Raw genomic sequence first — 20197 nt, 5'->3', positions numbered from 1 at the left:
GCTCATTTTTCATGTGAACTGCCCGGCGACCACGGCCGCGAGAATGATCCAACCGAAGTAGGTGTTGGCGACGAAGGTGTCCCAGCACGATTTCGGATCATCCAGGTCCACCCGTACGACCAGAGAGGACAGAAAGACTCCCGCGAGCACGACGATCAGGTAGAACGCCCACCCCATCGGCGTCCGGGAACCGGCCCACAGCACGCCGCCGACGCTGAGCACGACGAACACCGTCAGCCATGCCTTGGTGGCCTTGCCGAACAGCAGGGCGGACGACCTGACGCCGATCTTCCGGTCGTACTCCTTGTCCTGATGGGAGTAGATCGCGTCGTGGATCAGGGTCCAGAAGGCCCCGCCGGCGTACAGGCCGTACACCGCGAGCGGATAGTCGGCGCTCCCGGTCACCGCCGTCCAGCCGATCAGCACGTAGACGCTCATCACCAACGCGAGGAACGCCGAGGGCCAGAAGAAGACGCGCTTCATATAGGGGTACGCGACGATCAGCGGGTACGAGAGCCCGACGACCAGGGCTGCCGCCGCGTTCGCTACCGCCAGGACCAGCAGTGCGGCCAGGCCCTGTGCGGCGGCGAACAGGAGTGCGTTCCGGACGCTGATCGTCCCCGACGCGACAGGACGCGACACGGTGCGGGCCACTCGGGCGTCGATGTCCCTGTCGACCACGTCGTTGACCGCGCAGGCCGCGCCGCGCACCAGCACCGCGGCGACAGCGACGACCACCACCGCCAGCAGATCCGGTCGTCGATCGGAGGCGAGGAGGGCGGCCCACAGCCCTGGAAGCAGATAGAGCACGTACCCCGTGGGCCTGTCCAGTCGCATCAAGAGGAGATACGCGCGGAATGAATCCGGGCTCTTCGTGACGACGCCCGTGGATATCTTGTGCAGCATCAGGATCCAATCACCATGTCACCGGAAGCTGGATCAACCCGCCGATCAGCGTGTTGTGGTGCAGCCTCAGCTCCTCCACACCGACAGCCAGACGCATGGTCGGGAATCGTGCGACGAGTTGGGTGAGCACCACCCGCAGCTGCATCCGGGCCAGCATCGCGCCGACGCAGTGGTGCGCACCGTGCCCGAACATGAGACTGCCCGTGGTGTCGCGCGTGACATCGACCCGGCCGGGATCGGCGAAGGCCGTCTCGTCGTGGTTGGCCGCGATGATGTTCAGCAGCACGAAGTCGCCGGTCCGGATGGTGACCCCGTCGATCTCGAAGTCCGTCAGCGCGTAACGGGGCATGCCGCCGGTGTGCGGGTTCGGCATCGACATCCGCAGGGTTTCCTCAACGGCGCCGGGTATGAGGCTCGGGTCGTGCAGCAACGCCTGCCACTGCTCGGGGTTCGCCAACAACAGCGACACGCAGGTACCGATCCGGGCCACCGTGGTCTCATAACCACCGAACAGCAACAACGCCGTCAGGCCGATGACTTCGTTGTCGGTGATCCCCTCGGTCGCGCAGATCCTGGAGATCACGTCATCGCCCGGATCTCGCCGTTTGTCAGCGACAAGTTGCCTGCAATAGGCGAACAGTTCGCCCAGCCCCCGCTTGGACCTGACCGGGTCCCCGACGTTGGCGGCGTCCTGGGTCCAGCTGCCGAACTGGTCCTTGTCCTCCTGGGGCACGCCCAACCACTCGCACATCACCTGAATCGGCAACGACAGCGCCAACGCTTGGAGCAGGTCCACCGGTGGCTTCTGCCCGGCCAAACCGTCCAGGAGTTGCCCGGTCAGTTTCTCGACGTAGGGCCGCAGCGCCAGCATCCGCTCGGGTGAGAAGTGCGGCTCCAGCAGCGCGCGCAACCGAGCATGGTCGGTGGCGAAGCCGCCCAGCAGGCCGGCGAGAAGCGCCGACCCGCTGTCCTTCGCCGCGGCGCCCGGATCGGGATTCGAGCGGCCGAGCCGGTCGTCGTCGAGCAACTGCCTCACCCAGGCATGCCCGGTGACCAGCCAGGCCTCGTCGCCCTCGACAGTACGAACCCGATGGACCGCGCCCTGGGATTGGAGCGTGCGCAGCCCTGGCGCGAGTTGCAGCACATTCGGCTGCTCGAAGGGCAATTGAGCTGGGGTACTCACTGACGACCTCCGCCGGAATCGAGGTTCGGACCACCTTGTCGAAGACGATCACGACGTACGGGAGCTCGTCGCCCCGGTGTCCGTCGAGGAACGAGGAAGGCAGGGCTCTCGGCCGCGGAAGCCCGCTGCCGCATAACGGGCAGTACGGTGGACTGCGCCATCCTCGTCTTCCCAATTCCTGGTCAGAACCTACGCGCATGGGGTTCGCGAATTGCACCACTGAAAATCACTGCGCTGGATATGTTGCGTAAATTATCTTCTCAGCCCCTGCCCCACCTCGCCGTGCGATGAAACCTCGGCGAACCGAACCTGGAGTGATGCAACGGAATTTGCTGAACCGTTCCGACCGCCATCCTGTAACGACCACTGAGGTCGTGTCAACGACGCGGTGTGAGCATCTTCGACTTTAGGAAAAACCCCAAAGAGGACGGCGTAAGGCCTGGATTGGACTATCCTGCGGAATGGTGGCCACTGGGCGGCATCCAGGCCGTATTCGAAGCCGGCCATTAAGCCCGGCGCCGGGTGGCAGACAAGGCCTCCCGGGAAGGACTTCAGTTTCTCCGCAGGTCATCCGGAACGCGGGCACGCGCGGGCAGGACGTGCTCGACGCAGTCCTGTCCCGGCCCCGGCGGGGCGAGCAGGGTCACACAACGTCACTGATCATCAATGGGAATGGCTCACTGAAAGCTTGAGAGGCGGAACAGCTATGTCAGTTGATTCCGGGCAATTACATGAAGGCAGGTCGTTCGACCCGTATGGCGCACATCGCGACGACCCGTATTCATTTCTGGCCGACATCGGAGAGACAGAGCCGGTGTTCTACGCCCCTTTGCTCAACGCGTGGTGCGTCACCCGGCGCGAGGACATGGTCGCCGTGCTACGAGACGACCGGAACTTCTCGGCGCGCGACCACAACCCCCGCCCCGCGGTCGCGTTGCCCGAGGATGTGAGTCGGATGCTCCGCACATGGCGCGGTGCCGGCGCTCTGGCGGTCGGCTCTCTCGATCCTCCCGAGCACGCCAGGATCAGGGAAATACTCAACATCGGGTTCACGCCGGCCAGGGTCAGAGCGTTCGAACCCACGATCCGTGCGATCGCCGACGACCTCGTCGAGCGGGCTGCCGTCGCGCCGGAGTTCGACTTCATCACGGCGTTCGCGGTTCCGTACTCCCTTGAGGTGATCTGCCGACGCCTTGGGATCCCGGACGAGTACCTCGACCGCTGCCGCATGTGGTCCGAGCAACGCATCGAACTCATGATGCTTCAGCGCCACACCGATCCTGACCGGCTGCGTGAATGCGCCCGCGGGCTGATGGACTTCGGAGCGTTCGCGCGATCACTCGTGCGGGAGCGGCTCGCCTCACCGCAGGACGACCTGATCAGTGAACTGCTCCACGACGGCAAGGCGGGCCAGACGCTCACCGCCGACGAGGCTTCTGTCCAGATCCCCACACTGATCTTCGCGGGACACATGACCTGTGCCGAGGCGCTTGGCACCATCCTCTTCCAGCAGCTTCAGTCACCCGGCGGCTGGGCCGAGGTGGTCGACGGGACGATCGCCGCACGGGAGCTTGTCGAGGAGGGGTTGCGGTTCGACAGTCCGCTGGCGGGCATGTACCGGACCGCGGTCCGTGACGTGGTGGTCGGCAACGTCCATATGGCCGCGGGGAGCCGACTGCTTCTGCTGTACGGAGCGGCCGGCTGGGACAGCCGCTCCCCCGGATGTCCGGCCGGGTTCAGTCCGGGCAGTGGGTCTGCCACGCATCTCGCGTTCGGGCACGGCATCCATTTCTGCCTCGGGGCCGGATTCGCCCGCCTGCAACTGGAGATCGCGATACAGGCCATCGCCACCAGGATGCCAGGGCTGACTCTGGCACCGGGGTCGCCGCCACATCACCGGCCGGTGTTTCCGCTTCGGGCGTTGACCGAGTTGCGGGTGTGCTACAGCGGGGACGAGCATCCGGAGGGGCGTCGGGAGATCCCCACGATACGTTGAGCCCCGCAGAACACACCTGACTCACTTGACTCACCTGACTCACGGCGTGGAAGGTCAGGGTCCTGGGTTTCCCAGGTCAACATGCCGGCCGGCCTGGACGTTTCGTGACGGCTCGTCAATTCCACAGGCGGGCCGTTTCGGCTTGATCACGCGCCTGACGGCGGACGTCCAGGCGGTGGCCATCCGCGCCGCACCGCGGCGTCGCTGTCGACGGCGGTGTGGCGGCTTGTCGAAGGTCCACTGGTCGGGATTCACGTGCGTCGCGCCGGTTTGCCCGGCCTGCGCCAGAAGGTGGCGCAGGCCGGGCTGGAAACCGGGGGCGGCGTCCGCGGTCAGGCGCGGACCGCGGTCAGGAAGAGGTAGCCGCTCTCCGGAGTGATCGCGGACAAACGCATGAAGTCGATGAGCGAGGTGGCCTGTTCCTCGCCGACCAGATCGACCAGCTTGTCGCGGACGGTGTCCACAGCGTCGGCCATGCGCGCGAGGGTGCGGGAGACGTTGTCGCTGATGTCACGGATCTCCACGTCGATGAAACCGTTGGCGGCCAACGCCGTCCGGTATTCGTCCACAGTGCCCAGGGAGCGCACCGCGTAGTTCTCGCAGATATGGTCCAGGACCTTGCGTCCCTCAGGGCTGACCGGGCCGCGCTCGATGACATCGGCGACGGCGAGGCGGCCTCCGGGGCGCAGGACGCGGGCGGTCTCGGAGAGCACCTGACCGCGGTCGGGCATGTGCCACATCGACTCGAATGCCCAGGCCGCGTCAAACGAGCCGTCGGGGAAGGGCATGTCCATCGCGTCGGTGAACTGGAACGTGGCCCGGTCGGCGAGCCCGGTCTCGGCCGCGAGTTCCGTGGCCCGCGCCACTTGCACGTGGCTGACGGAGATGCCCACCACGTTCACGTCACAAGCGCGTACGAGCCGCAGCGCCGGATGGCCGATGCCGCAGCCGATGTCCAGGACCCGCTGGCCGGCCTTCGCGGCGATACCTGAGATCATCAGGTCGGTCAGGCGGTCAGTGGCCTCCTCGATGGAGCTGTCGTCGGCGTCGTTCTCCCAGTAACCGTAGTGTTTGTTGGGGCCCCACGCGGAACCGTAGATCTGACCGATCCCGTCATACATCTCGGCGACGTCGCCGGGAGCGGGAAACTGCGTCATGGGGAACTCCGTATCGTTGTGAAGGTGGCGGGAAGTCGGCGGCGGTTCGGCCGTGCCGGGGCGGTGAGCCCGCGAATGATCGTGTTGGTACGCCGCCGCAGGTCCTGCGGGTCGACCGCCGTGGAATCCGGCGGTCCTGTCGAAAGACGGGCCGAAACCCGCTGCGCTCGGCTGGGCAACCCCAGCCGAGCGCCTGCCTGATCCACTGACGACCACGTAAGCCATCGAGTGTTGCGAGGACCCCGAGAATCCGCCGACACGAGGAGGTTCGTCGTGTTGAGCATGACCAACTGACCGCGCGGGGCTGTTGAATACGTCAGTGCTGCCGCTCGAAGCGCAGGAAACCCAGCTGTAGGCCCCCCGCTTGCCATTCAGCGCCAAGCGCCTGGTTCGCCATCAGAGATATCCGCAGCTGCCTGCGGTCAACCGCTGAAAGGCTGCTGTCACTGTCCAGTACCGCCTTCGTCCAGGCGGCACTCTCCTCCCAGAAGGGCAAGGTTTCTGACGTAGCGTCGACTTGATCGACCAATTCAAAACCCGCGGACTTCGCGGCTTCCGCGTAGTCGAGCACCGTAGCCGGTTTTGTGTAGAAGTATTCGGCCCACACATCGGCTCCGTGAGGGCGCGTAAGGAACACTTCCTCGATGCAGACGCTCCCGCCCGGACGAAGCACGCGCGCCAGACGCTCGAACCACTGGGGACGGTTGAAGTATCCGCTGCTCTCGATCGCCACTGCCGCGTCGTAGGGGCCGTCCAGAGGGAGATGCATCGCATCACAGACCACCGTTCGGACCCGCCCGCCCACACCGCATTCCCGCGCGAACCCTTCGACTATCGGCGCATGCTCCGGCGCGTTGGTGACCGCCGTGACGTCGGCGCCGTACTCCTGTGCCCAGAAGAGTGAGCCCCCGCCAAGACCGCAGCCGACATCCAGGATTCTCCCCGACAGCCGGTGTTCAGCGCCCCAGATCTTGGCCGCATACCGCAGCAACCCCTCTTGATGAAGCCGTATGCTGCGGCGAATGGCGTCCGGCGTCGCATCGACAGCATTCCGTGGCGCTTCGGAGGAGGCGTAGTGACCTACATGATAGTGAATCCTGGGTCCAGGCCCGTATTTACGAACAAGCCTAGCCGTTTTGTCGTCGTAGTATTGGCCAACTATTCTTACCTCATCCTGAGACTCCAGCGCTGTTTGAGTTGAACTCGAAAGTCCATCCATATTTGACACGGTCACTCCTCCAGAGCTCGGATGTCGACGACGTTGACGAATGGCCTGTGGTTTGCCGCACCAGTGGGCCAGGCTGGACGCTTGTACCAGCCGTGATCCGAGGTTGTTGCGGTAGCAGTGCCTCGTTCGAAATACAGGGCCACCCTCATGATCCGGAATCTTGAGGCGCCCTGAAATTGAGTGGCAGCTATTGGATTCATCCTGGAGGACGACCTCGGCCGTGTCAACGACGCGGCGTGAGCATCTTCGACTTTGGGAAAAACCCCAAAGAAGACGGTGTAAGGCGTGGATTGGACTATCCTGCGGAATGGTAGCCGCTGACGGCACCGAGGCCGTATTCGAGTCCGGCTATTAAGCCGGCACCCCCGGCAGACAAGACTTCCTGGGATGGACTTCGGTTTCTACCGACCGGCGTGGATGCCCTGTTCGGCAACGCAAGCCAGGCGTTCCGACGCGGACGTCATGGCACGGAACGGAGTGGGAATGAGTGGCGGTAAGCAGGTCCTGCTGGCCGAGCCGCGGAGTTTGTGTGCCGGTGTACGCCGAGCGATAGCCATCATCGACCTCGCGCTGGAACAGCACGGCGCGCCGATCTACGTCCGCAAGGAGATCGTCCACAACCACTACGTGGTGCGCGAGTTCGAGCGCCGGGGTGTCCGGTTCGTCGACTCCGAGCAGGAGGTGCCGGAGGGCGCGGTATGTGTCTTCTCCGCGCACGGTGTCTCCCCGCAGGTCAGGCAGAACGCGGAAGCACGCGGGCTGGACGTGCTCGACGCGACCTGCCCCCTGGTGGCCAAGGTGCACCAGGAGGCCCGCCGGTTCGCCCGCGACGGGCGGACGTTGCTGCTGGTGGGGCACGCGGACCACGAGGAGGTCGAAGGCACCTTCGGGCACGCCCCCGACCAGACGGTCATCGTCGAGACGGTCGCCGACGCGGAGGCACTGGACCTCCCCTCCGACGCACCGGTCGCCTACCTCACTCAGACCACGCTCTCGGTGGACGAGACCAGGGACATCATCTCCGTGCTCCAGCGCAGGTTCACCGACCTGCGCGGGCCCGCCACCGACGACATCTGTTACGCCAGCCAGAACCGCCAGGACGGCATCAGGGCCATCGTGGACCGGTGCGACCTGGTGCTGGTGGTCGGTTCGACCAACTCCAGCAACTCGATCCGGATGGTCGAGGTGGCTCGCAGGCTCGGTGCCAGGGCCGAACTGGTGCCGGACGTGACCCACTTCGACCCCACGTGGCTGGCCGGCGCGAGCACGGTCGGCGTGAGCGCCGGGGCGAGCGCGCCGGAGATCCTCGTCGACCAGCTGCTCGACCGGCTCGCCGAACTGGGGTACGCGGACACGTCCGTGGAACGGGTGGCGACCGAGGACATCGTGTTCTCCCCGCCCACGCGGCTGACCGGAGTGGCGGACGTGCCGTGACCGATCAGGACCGGGCGACCCCCGTCGCTGATGGCGCAGGCAAGAACTCCCATGGCACAGGCAACAACTCCGATGGCAACGGCGCGTCGGCGGTGAGCCGCGTCGGCCGTCGTTGCGACCTGTCCGACCAGCCACCGCCACCTGCCATGAGGGTCCCTCCAGGCGTCGGCCGGCGCACGAGGCCGTCGGCCGGACCGGCACCGCGCCGGGCAGCCGGCCCGAACTGACCGAGAGAGCGGCCACGTCCGCCCGCCACACCCGGTGAGGAGCACTGTTCGACATGGCGATGCTGGAAACCGTGCGCGACCCGGCGCGGCTGCGCGAGCTGACCGCCGATGAGCTCCGCGACCTCGCCGGGGAGATCCGCGCGTTCCTGATCGAGCGGGTCTCCGCGACCGGGGGACACCTCGGGCCCAATTTGGGTGTGGTCGAGCTGACCATCGCGTTGCACACGGTATTCGACTCCCCGCGGGACCGGTTGCTGTGGGACACCGGGCACCAGTCCTATGTGCACAAGATCCTGACGGGCCGCCAGGCCGGGTTCGACCGGCTGCGCAAGTCGGGCGGCATCTCCGGCTACCCGAGCCGGGAGGAGTCCGAGCACGACCTGGTGGAGAACTCGCACGCGTCCACCGCGCTGTCCTACGCGGACGGGCTGGCCAGGGCGGATGCCCACCTCGGCCGACGCGGCCGGGCGACCGTCGCGATCATCGGCGACGGAGCGATGACCGGCGGCATGGCCTGGGAGGCGCTCAACAACATCGCGGGCGGGCCGGAACGGCCACTCGTCATCGTGCTCAACGACAACCAACGCTCCTACGCGCCGACCGTCGGCGGGCTGGCCGCGCACCTGGCCGACCTGCGCGCCGGGCGCCGGCCGGGCGTGTTCGAACAACTCGGGCTCGGTTACCTCGGCCCCGTCGACGGTCACGACCTCTCCGCCGTCCAGGACTCCCTGCGCCACGCGGTCGCACTGGGCGGGCCGGTGGTGGTGCATGTGATCACCGCCAAGGGCAAGGGATACCGTCATACCGAGACCAATGACCTCGACCTCGGCCACGCCGTCAAACCGATGAACCCGCACACCGGGCAGGCGCTGAAGGTGTCGCCCCCGTCATTCACGTCGGTGTTCGGCGAGAAGCTGGTCGAACTGGCCGGGCAGCGCGACGACCTCGTGGCGATCACGGCCGCGATGACCGAGCCGACCGGTCTGCTGCCGCTGCAACGGAAGTTCCCGGACCGGGTGATCGACGTCGGCATCGCGGAGCAGCACGCGGTCACCATGGCCGCCGGGCTGTCCATGGGCGGGGTGCACCCGGTGGTGGCCATCTACTCGACGTTCGTCAACCGCGCGCTCGACCAACTCCTGATGGACGTGGCGCTGCATCGCCGCCCGGTCACCTTCGTGCTCGACCGCTCCGGGGTCACCGGGGACGACGGGCCGAGCCACAACGGCATGTGGGACCTCTCGGTGCTCCAGGTCGTGCCCGGCCTGCGGATCGCGGCACCGCGGGACGGCGCCCGGCTGGCCGAGTTGCTGGCCGAGGCGGTCGCGTGGGACGAGGGCCCGACCCTGCTGCGGTTCCCCAAGGGCCCCGCCGGTGAGGACCTGCCCGCCCTCGCCACGTTCAACGGGATCGACGTGCTGCTCCGTTCCGGCTCGCTGGACGTGCTGATCATCGCGGTGGGCGCGCCCGCCGGGCTCGCGCTCACGGTCGCCGAAGGTGTGCGGGCGCGGGGCATCGGGGTGACGGTGGTGGACCCGAGGTGGGTGACCCCGGTCAACCCCGCGCTGGGCGACCTGGCCCGCCGCCACCGGCTCGCGATCACGGTCGAGGACAACAGCCGTGCGGGTGGTGTCGGTTCCGCGATCGCGCAGGCGCTACGGGACGCCGACGTGCACACCCCGCTGCGCGAGTTCGGCATCCCGAGGCGGTTTCTCAGCCACGGCTCCAGGGCCGAGGTGCTCGCCGCCTGCGGGCTGACCGCGCGGAACATCACCAAGGCCGTGGCGGATCTGCTGACCGGCCTCGACGCCGCACCCGGGCCGGCGGGCATCGACGATCCCGGCACCTGGCCGGTTCACTCAAGGGAGGAACATTGACGACCGTCGATCTAGGAATGCCCTTGCCACGCAAGGACGAGGTCCCGCTCTCGGTGGCCACGCGGCGGACCTCCCGCCAGGTCATGGTGGGCACGGTGCCGGTCGGCGGCGTCGCACCGGTGTCCGTACAGTCGATGACCACCACGTCCACCGCCGACATCGACGCCACGCTGCGGCAGATCGCCGAACTCACCGCGGCGGGCTGCGAGATCGTGCGGGTCGCCGTGCCGACGGCGGACGACGCGTCCGCGCTGCCGGCGATCGCCCGCAAGTCGGGCATCCCGGTGATCGCTGACATCCACTTCCAGCCAAAGTACGTGTTCGCCGCGATCGACGCCGGCTGCGCCGCGGTACGGGTCAACCCCGGCAACATCCGCCAGTTCGACGACCAGGTCGGCGCGATCGCCCGTGCGGCCAAGGACGCGGGCATCCCGATCCGGATCGGCGTGAACGCCGGGTCGCTGGACAAGCGGCTGCTGCGGAAGCACGGCGGCGTCTGCCCGGAGGCGCTGGTGGAGTCGGCGTTGTGGGAGTGCTCGTTGTTCGAGGAGCACGGCTACACCGACCTGAAGATCTCGGTGAAGCACCACGATCCGGTGGTGATGATCGAGGCGTACCGCAAGCTCGCCGCCCGGTGCGACTACCCGCTACACCTCGGCGTGACTGAGGCCGGCCCCCGGTTCCAGGGCACTGTCAAGTCCGCGGTCGCGTTCGGCGCGCTGCTCGCGGAGGGCATCGGTGACACCATCCGGGTCTCGCTCTCCGCACCACCGGTCGAGGAGGTCAAGGTCGGTGCGCAGATCCTGGAGTCGCTCGGGCTGCGGCCACGGGGACTGGACATCGTGTCGTGCCCGTCCTGCGGCCGGGCTCAGGTCGATGTGCACACCCTCGCCGAGCGGGTCACCGCGGCACTTGAGGGGTTTCCGGTGCCGTTGCGGGTGGCGGTGATGGGCTGTGTCGTCAACGGGCCCGGCGAGGCACGCGAGGCCGACATCGGTGTCGCCGCCGGCAATGGCAAGGGCCAGATCTTCGTCAAGGGCGAGGTGATCCGTACGGTCCCGGAATCCCAGATCGTGGAGACCCTCCTGGCCGAGGCCGTACGCATCGCCGGGGAGATGGGCGTGGACGTCGAGGCGTGACTCGCCGCGACCGGTCCGAGGACGAGAGGAGAGGTCTTCCATGACGGACCCGACGAGCTTCACGGGGAACGGAACTCGTCTCCCTCCGCCCGGATTTGACCTGCCCCCGAGGGTCAGTCCCCAGTCTCACACCCAATGCGCGGGGGCCACGAATCCGTTCGCAGAATCTGGAGGACGAACGCCCTCGAAACCAACGAGACACGATTCGGCGCCTTCAGCTTGTCGGACATGACGCGGACGTGATAGTCGATGGTCTTCGAGCTGAGGTGCAACTCTCTCGAAAGTCGCCCGCTGGAGGAGCCGGCCGCGACACCCTCCAGGATCCTGGCCTGGAGCGAGCTGAGAACCCAGTCATCGACCGGCTGGGACACTTCACAGCCGTTCTGATCGTTGTCCAACGCACCCATCCATTCCGTGGGGCCGGCTGGGCGAGGACCGCAACCGGAGAAATGCGGAGCGAGAAGTACTGGAATAAAATCCTAGGTGGGCCGCTCACTCTTTGTCACTGTTGTGCCGTCACAGCCCGTCAATTTCCGCCCACCTCGGAATACTCTCCAAATTTTGCGGAACTCCGACCTTGTTCGTATTGCCGTATGCCGGGGAATGGTCTTGGCCGACGAGCCGCGACATGAAGATCATCAGTTGCCGCGCATCCCACCCCGGGGAGGAGACCCAGCCCTGTGTCCACAGGTGAGCAGCTTCGAGGAACGGCCGTGACGAACATCGCGAGCGATACCAGGACCGCAGCGCCGGAAGAACCGGAAGCCCTGATTCAGACCCTGTACGAGGACCTGAGCAGACTACCCGCCAGCGCGCAGTTGGACGCGATGCTGTGCCTGTTGGAAGCGGCGAGGCTGATACTGCCCACGCTCACCCCGGCGCGTTCGGCGCTCGCCGGCGAAGACCTCGATGACATCCGCGCGGCGATGCGCGCCGCGTCGCTCTCGGTGCGCAGCTACCTGTGGCGGACGGGTGACAACGATCCGGTGGACCGGAAGTGAGATGCCGGAGCCGCCACAAGAAGTGGCGGCTCGGCTGTTCCGCGCGGGGCGCCCCCCACCCGGACGACACGGTGGACAAGAAGCCGGTTGGAACACTTGACCGACGAGGCGTCAGTGCTGGTCGTACGTGCGCGACGCCGATGTCGTACATGCGCGACGCCGGCGTTCGACAGATCGACGAAGGCCGGTTTCGCCACCGGCCTCAGGCTGGGCTCACGGCCGGCTGTCAACCGCGTGCCGCTGAATCTCGCGCGGTTGGGCCGCGCGGCGCAGGTCGGGCAGGAAGATCATGGTGATCGCCGCGCACGCCATGAAGAGCGCGCACACCAGCAGACCGGCACCGAACCCCGCGTTGACAGCCAACACACCCAAGGTGAGCGGAGCGAAGGCGGACACACCACGCCCGGTGTTGTAGCAGAACCCGGCACCGGTGGTTCGCATTCTGGTCGGGAACAACTCACCCATGTACACACCGAAGACGCCCGCGTAAGCGGCGAAGAAGGCGAACATCGGCCCCAGCCACAGCAACGTCGTGCGGTCGGCGGCGACCACGTACAGCGGCAAGGTCCCCGCCACACCGGCCAGTGACAGCATCAGTGCGTACTTGTGGCCGATCCGGTCGGCGATCAGCCCGAAGACGTTGTAGCCGAGGAACATCCCGAGATTGAGCACCGTCATGAACACCGCGACCGTCGCGGCCGGGATGCCCTTGTCGGTCTGCAAGTAAGTCGGCAGCCACGTGGACGCGCCCCACGCCCCGAACATCGCGAGCGCCGCCACAGTCGCACCGAGCAAAGTGTTCTTGCGCAGTTCCGGAGCGAAGATCTCCGTCAGTTTCACCGGCGTGGTCTTCTGCTCAGCCCACTCGGCCGACTCGCGGAAGAACAGTCCGACGACGATCAGCGGGATCACCACGCCCACCCCGCCGAGGAAGAACAGCAGGCGCCAGTCCGGCAGCAACGCACCCGACAGCACCGCGGCAACCACTCCGCCGATCGGGAACGAGCTGAGCACGAACGCGACCGCACGACCCCGTTGCGCAGCCGGCCACGTCTCGACCACGTAGGTCGACACCACTGCCCAGACCCCTCCGAGTCCCAGACCCGCCACGAAACGCAGCACCAGGAACACCGTGAAACTTTGAACCACGAAGATCGCCGCGGTGAACACGCCGAACACCGCGAGCGAAACCATCAACGCCCGTTTGCGGCCGTAGTTGTCGGCAAGCCAGCCGACACTCAGACTGCTCACCCCGATCCCGAGCAACGTCGCCGTGGCGAGCAGGCCGCCCTGTGTTGTCGTGAGTCCCAGATCGGCGCGGATCACGGGCAGAGTGAACGACAGCAACAGGATTTCCAGTGCGTCGAACATGTAGGCCATGAACGAGCCGACGAGCACAACCCATCTGGTAGATCCACTCAATCGAACCAGTCCATTCAGCACTTGAGTTTCTCCGCTCGGGCGAACGAATGCTAGGCGCCCGCGCGGGGTTCATCGTGCGTCAGCTCCGATTTTCCGCGATTCGCGGAGAACTACCCGAGGACTGATGGAAATCGGCTACCAGTCGCACCGGCTTCGCAAACGCCTCTTGTCGGGCACAAGCGGCAGGCTCGCCAGTTGGACGGCGTCACTCGGGCCGCACCACCAGGCGGCGTGGGCGTCGCGGTCGCGCCGCCGACTCGCTGACACGCCGGAGTCCTGGCGACTCGCCGAGGTACCTCCGCACGCACGCGAACCCGCCCAAGTCGTGAACGTCGTCCGGGCCGCCGCAGGTCCGCTGCCGCTGTGGAAGCAGCGACGTGCGGTGGGCTACGCGCCGTCCCGCACGGTGAACGGCGCACACCTGGTCATCCCTGGAGGGCCTCGGCGATCATCGCCGCCGTCAGCATCTGCGCGCCCCTGCCACTGGTCGGGTCACATCCGGTGACCTCTCCGATCCGCCTCAGGCGGTAGTCCAGCGTGCTGCGGTGGATGAACAGGCTGCGAGCCGCCTTGTTCCTGCTGTAGTCGGAGTCGACGAAGGCGGCCAACGTCTCCAACAGGACCTTGTGCGCCTGAAGCGGCCTGATCACGGCAGCCAGGTCGGTCCTCACCTTCTCGTTCAGCGTGACCGCGTACTCGACCAACACGTCCGAGATCGTGTAGGCACCGCTGGGGCGGAGGCCCGCCACCACCAGCCTCAGCACGTAGGACGCCTCGTTGAACCCGTCGACGAGACGTGCTCTGTCCCGTTCCGCGGTCGCGAGCCAACCCCTGCCGCCAAGACACTGCGTCAGCCTCGTCACCGAGCGTTCGCCGCTGCCTGGGCCTGCTGCCGGAATGAAGAGAACGACGTTGCCGTCCCGGTGCGTCAGCAGCATGCCCTCTCCCGCCACCGCGCGTAACTTGTCCACCTCGTGGCTGGGCGTCGCAAGCCTCACCACGGCGATCAGATATCGAGGAGTAAGCCTTTCGAGCACGTCCGCGGGCAGCGGATGACCGTCGGCGAGGTCGCCTGCCAGATCACGCGAAACATCCGCGGTGGTCTTCTGCTGGTATCCGTCGAGGAAGTCCTTCAGCAGGCCACCCCCGGCACGCACGATGGCGGCCAGCCTCGGATCACCTGCGGCCGCCTGGGTCAGCAGCTCAACCAACTCGTCCGGCTCGTGCCCTGCTGCCCGCACCTTCGCCCTGAACTCGGCGACCCTGTCCTCCTCCGGAGTCGAGCGGAGCGCCTCGACCGGAGATAGCGTCCTGCCCGTCATTTCGGATATTTCCTTCCTCGTTCTTCCGAATGGTGCGGTTGCCCCACAAGCCCGCACCTGACACTTTCCGTGGATACCACTCAGACCATGAAGTCCAGGTGGTAACGGAAGACCCGGGCCAGGGTCGGCTCCGACATGGAAGCCTGCTGCTGAATGAAGGACAATGCCGTGGATCGCGCCACCCTCGGCGGCAGGAAGGCTCGGAGCCCGGTAGACGAGGTGACCTTTACGGTCATCGCGATTCTCCTCCGGCCGCGCGAGTGAAGTACATGTCGTGCGCGAATTGAATCACCGAACGCTCATCAACGTGTTGAACATCGTTAATGTGTTGAACATGTCGCATATGCGCCATCGCACCTTTTCTCCTCCGGCTCCACTTCGCCGTACAGGAAGATCTCGGCGCATGGAGGCTAAAACAAAATCCCGTGATCACCCAGCATCACCGCAGGTCGCCGACGCGCCGCTCCCGTGTTTCACGTAACTCGGAATCCAGAGTTATCCAGAGATCCAGTGGCGGTACCGGATTTCAGTCTGAGTGACGTCCCCCGTTCGTGTCAACGATGCGATGCGAGCTTGACGGCACCGGCAGATGTCCGACCTGATTGAGATCCGGTTGTCTTCGATCAAGCCTATCCCCGGCTTGGGCGGTTTGAGTGTCATGTAATTCCCCATCCCGAATTCACCTGGTTGGACTGGGTAAGCGTTTTCCTGTTGGGTGCATCAATCCAAAGCGGGCGCGAATCGGTCGCCGAATTGGCGGATACGGGCAATACGGTGCGCGCGGCAGTGCGGGATGACCTTGCCATACGCCGGATTGCCGGGGGCGATGATGCCCGTTCGGGTCCAAGGCGTCCTTGACGGCTTCGTAGAACTTCAGCAACGCGCCGTCGCCCCAGTTGGTGGTGTCCATGGCCTGGTCCATAAGACGTTCTGGGTGCGGTGCGGTACTCGCTCGCCGTGTCCCTCGGCGGCGCCCTCGTCGAACCGATCCGTCGAACGATCCCTCTTGCCGTTCCGGCACCCCGCTTCGCCGATCCCGGAATACAGAATCTCGCCACCACCATGGAAGCGACGGCGGCGGCAAGGCTCACGAGACCTCGGCAGTGACCGAGACGTCGGCAGTCACCGAGACGTCGGCAGTCACCGAGACGTCGGCAGTGACCCCGCTGGACGAGGAAATGCGCACTACCCGCTCCAGCAGGGCCCCACCCTTCTGTCCCCGGCGGCAGGCCCGGGTCAGGCGGAAATTCATCGGTTGGCGGCGCCGGGCCGTGCGGGCGCCCATGACCGGGGAGCGGCTGTTCGCAGGGCTGAGAGGCGCTGATCAGCCGGGGTTCGCGAGGGCGCGGAGCGGGCGCAGGGCATCTGCGATCAGATCGGTTCGGCTGGGAAGTGCTTCTTTCCCCGCAATCAACAGAACCCTCGGCACGTCGTATCGTTGCGGGGCGGAAGTACTTCCCGCGTTCTCGTGCAAGCTTCGGGCCGCCCACTTCGAGAAAGCGCGAGGCCAGTTCGCTACGACAACTCAGCCCGCACGCACGGGTCATGACCCGTCCGGGGCGCCGAGGCTGGGGGCGCGGAGAGGCCCGGAACGGAATTTCGCCGGCCGTTCGCGAGTCGTCCCCCTGGGCGGCGGAGTCCTGTTCGGTCTGAGCCGGAACTGTCAGGCCGCCTTGCCCATGACAACGTCAGGACGGAAATCCATGACCGCATCGACCGCCCGCCGTCGGCGTCGTGTTCCCGCCCGCTTCCTCGTCGCCGCGCCGCTGCTGGCCGCGAGCGCCCTGACCGGCGTACCGGCGGCGCACGCGGCCGCGGCTGACGACGTGCGCATCAACGAGGTGGTGACCACGGGCGACGTCAACGACTCGATCGAGCTGTTCAACAAGGGCACCGCCACGATAGACGTCTCGGGCTGGATCCTCAGGGACAGCGACAAGGACCACACCTACAAGATCGCCTCCGGCACCACGCTCGCACCGGGCGGATACCGGGCGTTCGACGTCAGCGGCGCGTTCGGCCTGGGCTCCGACGACCAGGCCCGCCTCTACCTCGCGGACGGCAAGACCCTGGCCGACAGCTTCTCCTGGAGCAAGCACTCCGCCCCGTCCTGGTCGCGCTGCCCCGACGGCACCGGCGACTTCATGCAGGCGGCGACCGTGACTCTCGGCGGCCCGAACGCCTGTGGCACCGGCGGCGGAGGCGGCCCGACGACCCCGGCGGCATGGCCCGGTGGCAGCCCAGTGGCGACCGCGGACGGCTCCAACGTGTTCGGCCAGGACCTCAGCGGCCTCTACCAGGAGGGCGGCGTGCTGTGGGGGGCGCAGAACAGCGGCAAGTTGTGGCGCCTGGTGCGTGACGGCTCCGGCAGCTGGAAGCCGGACACGACCGGCGGCTGGTCCTCCGGCAAGACTCTGCGCTTTCCCGGCGGCTCCGGCAGCCCCGACAGCGAAGGCGTCACCCTCACCGGCGCCGGCTCGGCCGGCGGGGCGTTCGTCGCCAGCGAGCGCAACGGTGACGCCTCCGGCACCAGCCGCCTGTCGGTACTGAAGTACGACGTCGGCGGAGCCGGCGCGTCGCTGACCGCCTCCAAGGAATGGAACCTCACCTCCGACCTGCCCGCGACCGGCTCCAACCTCGGCTTCGAAGGGATCACCTGGATTCCCGACGCCACGCTGACCGGTGCCGGATTCAAGGACGCCTCGACCGGCGCGGCCTACGACCCGGCCCGCTACGGCGCCCACAGCGGCGGGGTGTTCCTCGTCGGCGTCGAGGGCACCGGCATGATCTACGGCTATGTCCTCGCCGACTCAGGCTCGTACACCCGGGTCGCTGCGTTCAGCAGCGGCATGTCCAGCGTGATGGAGTTGCAGTGGGAACCTCAGGCTTCGCGCCTGTGGGCGGTCTGTGACGACACCTGCGACGGCCAGCACCGCACCCTGAAGATCGACACGACCGGTGCCTTCGCCACCGTCGCCGTCTACAACCGTCCCAGCGGCATGCCCAATTACAACAACGAGGGCTTCTCCCTCGCGGGCGCCGATGAATGTGTGGGCGGCTCCAAGCCCGTCTACTGGGCCGACGACTCCAACGACGGCGGCCACGCCCTGCGCAGGGGCACCGTCACCTGCTGACCGTCCCGGCTGTGTCTCCCGGGCCGTCGCCCTGGGAGACACAGCCGACGTGGCTGTACGCATGTGGAGAGGACGGCTGGTCGGAGCAGGACGTCTTCCGTGGCGTGAACCTGCTGGTGGACGACTACCTGTCGTACGCTCTCCGGCAGCACCGGAGCACATCCTCGCGCCGGTACGTCGACGAGTCGACGACCCGGATGAGTTTCCACCCGCCGGAAGCGGAAACGCTCACGGCGGAACTGAAAAGTTACGCGCAGACGGCCGCGACCCCGCCCACGGCCGGCCGGTTCAGCGTCCCGCACGCCGGTGCCCCGGTCCGGCCGACCGAGGCCGCGACTGTGCGACGTAGCGTCGTTGAGCGGGCGGCTCACCTTCGAGTCCATGCCCCCGCAGCAGTTCGTCGCCTTGGGAAGGGACCGAATGCGCGAGAACGGAGGGACGTACATGTCCGACGCGCTGCCGACCGATGCCCTGATGGGGATGCGGATCGGTATCTCGGTCGCCACCAGTGCAGACCTGGACCAACTGGGCCTGGCCGAAACTCAGTTCCGCACGGTCCTCGGTGAACTCGCGCAGCTCGTCGTGACGGCGGGCGGCAAGCTGGCGTACGGAGGGAACCTGCGGCAGGGCGGATACACGGCCTTCCTGATCGAGCAGATGCGGACGTACGCGCCCTCGTCCCGCCCGTTGCTCAACTGCCTTGCCTGGACCGAGCACCGCAAACTGCCACTGTCCGACATCGACCGCCAGCGCGAACAGTTCGGACGCTACGGCGAGATCGTCTGCCTGAGCGTCAGCGGCGAGCCGGTCGACCCCGCCGCCGGCCGGGTCGAGGACCCCATGCCCGATTCCGACCCCGAGATCAGGCACCGCGCACTCACCGGCATGCGTCGCTACCTCATGCGCCACGCGGACGCGCACCTGCTGCTCGGCGGAAAGCGAGGAGGGTTCCTCGGAGCCCTGCCCGGACTCGTGGAAGAGGCGCTGCTGGCCCTGGAAGCGAGACTTCCCGTCTACTTGGCGGCGGGCTACGGTGGAGTCACCGCCGAGATCGCGAAGTCACTCGGCCTCAGCGGCGCTCCGGAAGTACCCCATCGCATGGACGCCACCCCGCCTGATCCTCGCTTCCTCAACAGCCTGGAGCGGCTTCGGGAGCTCACGAACGCTCCAGCGTGGGCGGGCCTGAGCAACGGCCTGACCGACGAGGAGAACGAGCGGCTGGCCGGTGCCCACTCCCCCCAGGAGATCGCGGCCCTGGCCAGCCGTGGGCTGGGACGACTGCGCCGGAGCACCTGAGCCGGTAGGTTCCTCACTTGCACGGAAGAGTGTCCGTGCGACGCGGCATCCGGGGAAGGGACATACGAGGTGACGGTGCGTCGGGGGTGGGCCATCGGTGCTGCGTTACGCACAGCGGGGCGGGCGGTGCTGGCCGCGGTGGTGGGTGCCGTCATCGGTGTCGCCGCGTACGCCATCAGCCAGACGGGAGGCCAGCTACTCTCTGTCGTGGTGGGCGGTGTGGTAGGCGTCGCCTTGGTGCTCGGCTCCGATGTCTACCGCAGGTCGGTCCAGTTGACCGAAGTGCGGCTCGTCCTCCCCGGCAGCGAAATGACGTTCAAGGCGAACACGGACATGCGTCAGGCGGCGCTACGCATGTTCTTCCAGGCCGCGACACGTGTGGCCACCCGTCCCCTGGACGACGGGAGCGGCAATCTGCGCGAGGCCCTCACATCCCTCAAGACGCTGTTCGACATGTACCGCGAACCCCTGGAGTCCGGCAGTGCTCCACCGCCCCCCATGGACGGCAACTCCGTCCACGAACTGATCCTGGACATCCTCAACTTCGAGCTCGCGCCCTTCCTGGCCACCTGGCATCCACGGCTGCGCGCTTTCGAGGAGGCCCACCCCGACGAGGACGAGTCGGCCTGGCCCGACGACGCGGAGTTCCGGCAGTCCCTGCGCGAACTCCAGCGCAATCTGCGACCGTACATCATTGGCCTGGGCGAGATCGCGGGCATCCGCGACCCCGAACGTCATCTGCGCAGGTCCGCCTGGCACGCCACCCGCCACACCGTCCCCGGACAGGACACGCAAGGACAGGACACGACGCCACAGGCCACCACCGCGTGACCGCGCCGGCTCCGTCTCCACGGCGCTTCGGACAGGCAAAGGCG

General features: G+C 66.9%; 17 protein-coding genes. 8 read left to right on the top strand and 9 right to left on the bottom strand.

Going from position 1 to position 20197, the window contains the following annotated elements; genetic code table 11:
• Positions 1-9: 9 nt before the first annotated feature.
• A complete protein-coding gene (locus ABTZ59_RS20950; protein WP_351406726.1) occupies positions 10-906 on the bottom strand; it encodes a UbiA family prenyltransferase in 897 nt (298 codons plus the stop codon).
• Between the two features lie 10 nt (positions 907-916).
• On the bottom strand, positions 917-2071 hold the full coding sequence (locus ABTZ59_RS20945) for a cytochrome P450 (RefSeq protein ID WP_351406718.1): 1155 nt from the start codon (positions 2069-2071) through the stop codon (positions 917-919).
• A 724-nt stretch (positions 2072-2795) separates the two neighbouring features.
• Here ABTZ59_RS20945 and ABTZ59_RS20940 point away from each other — a divergent pair.
• Positions 2796-4085: a cytochrome P450 gene (locus tag ABTZ59_RS20940; RefSeq protein WP_351406698.1), complete on the top strand. Its 1290-nt coding sequence runs from the start codon at positions 2796-2798 to the stop codon at positions 4083-4085.
• 332 nt (positions 4086-4417) lie between these two features.
• Here the strand turns inward: ABTZ59_RS20940 and ABTZ59_RS20935 are convergent, their stop codons facing one another.
• Together ABTZ59_RS20935 and ABTZ59_RS20930 are read right to left on the bottom strand one after the other, a co-directional pair.
• A complete protein-coding gene (locus tag ABTZ59_RS20935; protein WP_351406673.1) occupies positions 4418-5242 on the bottom strand; it encodes a methyltransferase domain-containing protein in 825 nt (274 codons plus the stop codon).
• A gap of 316 nt (positions 5243-5558) precedes the next feature.
• Entirely contained in the window at positions 5559-6461 is a 903-nt protein-coding gene (locus ABTZ59_RS20930; protein ID WP_351406797.1) for a methyltransferase domain-containing protein, read from the bottom strand.
• A 492-nt stretch (positions 6462-6953) separates the two neighbouring features.
• Here ABTZ59_RS20930 and ispH point away from each other — a divergent pair, with 492 nt between their 5' ends.
• The 3 genes from ispH (at position 6954) to ispG (ending at position 11147) form a co-directional block, all read left to right on the top strand.
• Entirely contained in the window at positions 6954-7904 is a 951-nt protein-coding gene (ispH, locus tag ABTZ59_RS20925) for a 4-hydroxy-3-methylbut-2-enyl diphosphate reductase (RefSeq protein ID WP_351406666.1), read from the top strand.
• Positions 7905-8184: 280 nt separating this feature from the next.
• Positions 8185-10008, top strand: a complete 1824-nt coding sequence (locus tag ABTZ59_RS20920; protein WP_351406645.1) for a 1-deoxy-D-xylulose-5-phosphate synthase — start codon at positions 8185-8187, stop codon at positions 10006-10008.
• On the top strand, positions 10005-11147 hold the full coding sequence (gene ispG / locus ABTZ59_RS20915) for a flavodoxin-dependent (E)-4-hydroxy-3-methylbut-2-enyl-diphosphate synthase (RefSeq protein WP_503003272.1): 1143 nt from the start codon (positions 10005-10007) through the stop codon (positions 11145-11147). Before ABTZ59_RS20920 ends, ispG begins: the two co-directional genes overlap by 4 nt.
• Positions 11148-11260: 113 nt before the next feature.
• On the opposite strand, the gene ABTZ59_RS20910 is transcribed toward ispG, so the two are convergent.
• Positions 11261-11554 (bottom strand): LuxR C-terminal-related transcriptional regulator, encoded by a 294-nt coding sequence (locus ABTZ59_RS20910; protein WP_351406626.1) that lies wholly within the window; start codon positions 11552-11554, stop codon positions 11261-11263.
• 306 nt (positions 11555-11860) lie between these two features.
• On the opposite strand from ABTZ59_RS20910, the gene ABTZ59_RS20905 reads away from it, so the two are divergent.
• Complete coding sequence (locus tag ABTZ59_RS20905) at positions 11861-12148, top strand: hypothetical protein (protein WP_351406616.1); 288 nt, start codon at positions 11861-11863, stop codon at positions 12146-12148.
• A gap of 213 nt (positions 12149-12361) precedes the next feature.
• Here ABTZ59_RS20905 and ABTZ59_RS20900 read toward each other — a convergent pair whose 3' ends face one another.
• The 4 genes from ABTZ59_RS20900 to ABTZ59_RS20885 form a co-directional block, all read right to left on the bottom strand.
• Positions 12362-13519: an MFS transporter gene (locus ABTZ59_RS20900; RefSeq protein WP_351406612.1), complete on the bottom strand. Its 1158-nt coding sequence runs from the start codon at positions 13517-13519 to the stop codon at positions 12362-12364.
• A 476-nt stretch (positions 13520-13995) separates the two neighbouring features.
• The gene (locus ABTZ59_RS20895; protein ID WP_351406603.1) at positions 13996-14892 is read right to left on the bottom strand and encodes a PucR family transcriptional regulator; all 897 of its coding nucleotides are present in this window, start codon (positions 14890-14892) and stop codon (positions 13996-13998) included.
• Positions 14893-14972: 80 nt separating this feature from the next.
• Complete coding sequence (locus tag ABTZ59_RS20890; protein WP_351406597.1) at positions 14973-15128, bottom strand: hypothetical protein; 156 nt, start codon at positions 15126-15128, stop codon at positions 14973-14975.
• Between the two features lie 443 nt (positions 15129-15571).
• Positions 15572-15802 (bottom strand): hypothetical protein, encoded by a 231-nt coding sequence (locus ABTZ59_RS20885; protein ID WP_351406591.1) that lies wholly within the window; start codon positions 15800-15802, stop codon positions 15572-15574.
• 793 nt (positions 15803-16595) lie between these two features.
• Between ABTZ59_RS20885 and ABTZ59_RS20880 the strand changes: the two genes are divergently transcribed.
• From ABTZ59_RS20880 to ABTZ59_RS20870, 3 genes are all read left to right on the top strand, one after another.
• A complete protein-coding gene (locus tag ABTZ59_RS20880) occupies positions 16596-18026 on the top strand; it encodes a lamin tail domain-containing protein (RefSeq protein WP_351406584.1) in 1431 nt (476 codons plus the stop codon).
• A gap of 420 nt (positions 18027-18446) precedes the next feature.
• Entirely contained in the window at positions 18447-19322 is an 876-nt protein-coding gene (locus ABTZ59_RS20875) for a hypothetical protein (protein WP_351406577.1), read from the top strand.
• Positions 19323-19391: 69 nt separating this feature from the next.
• Positions 19392-20153 (top strand): hypothetical protein, encoded by a 762-nt coding sequence (locus ABTZ59_RS20870; protein WP_351406572.1) that lies wholly within the window; start codon positions 19392-19394, stop codon positions 20151-20153.
• Positions 20154-20197: the final 44 nt, after the last annotated feature.

Source organism: Streptomyces sp. NPDC094034 (assembly GCF_040303865.1).
GTDB lineage: Bacteria > Actinomycetota > Actinomycetes > Streptomycetales > Streptomycetaceae > Streptomyces.
Note: the sequence above shows the minus strand (reverse complement) of the source record. Positions and strands in the feature narration are given on the sequence as shown.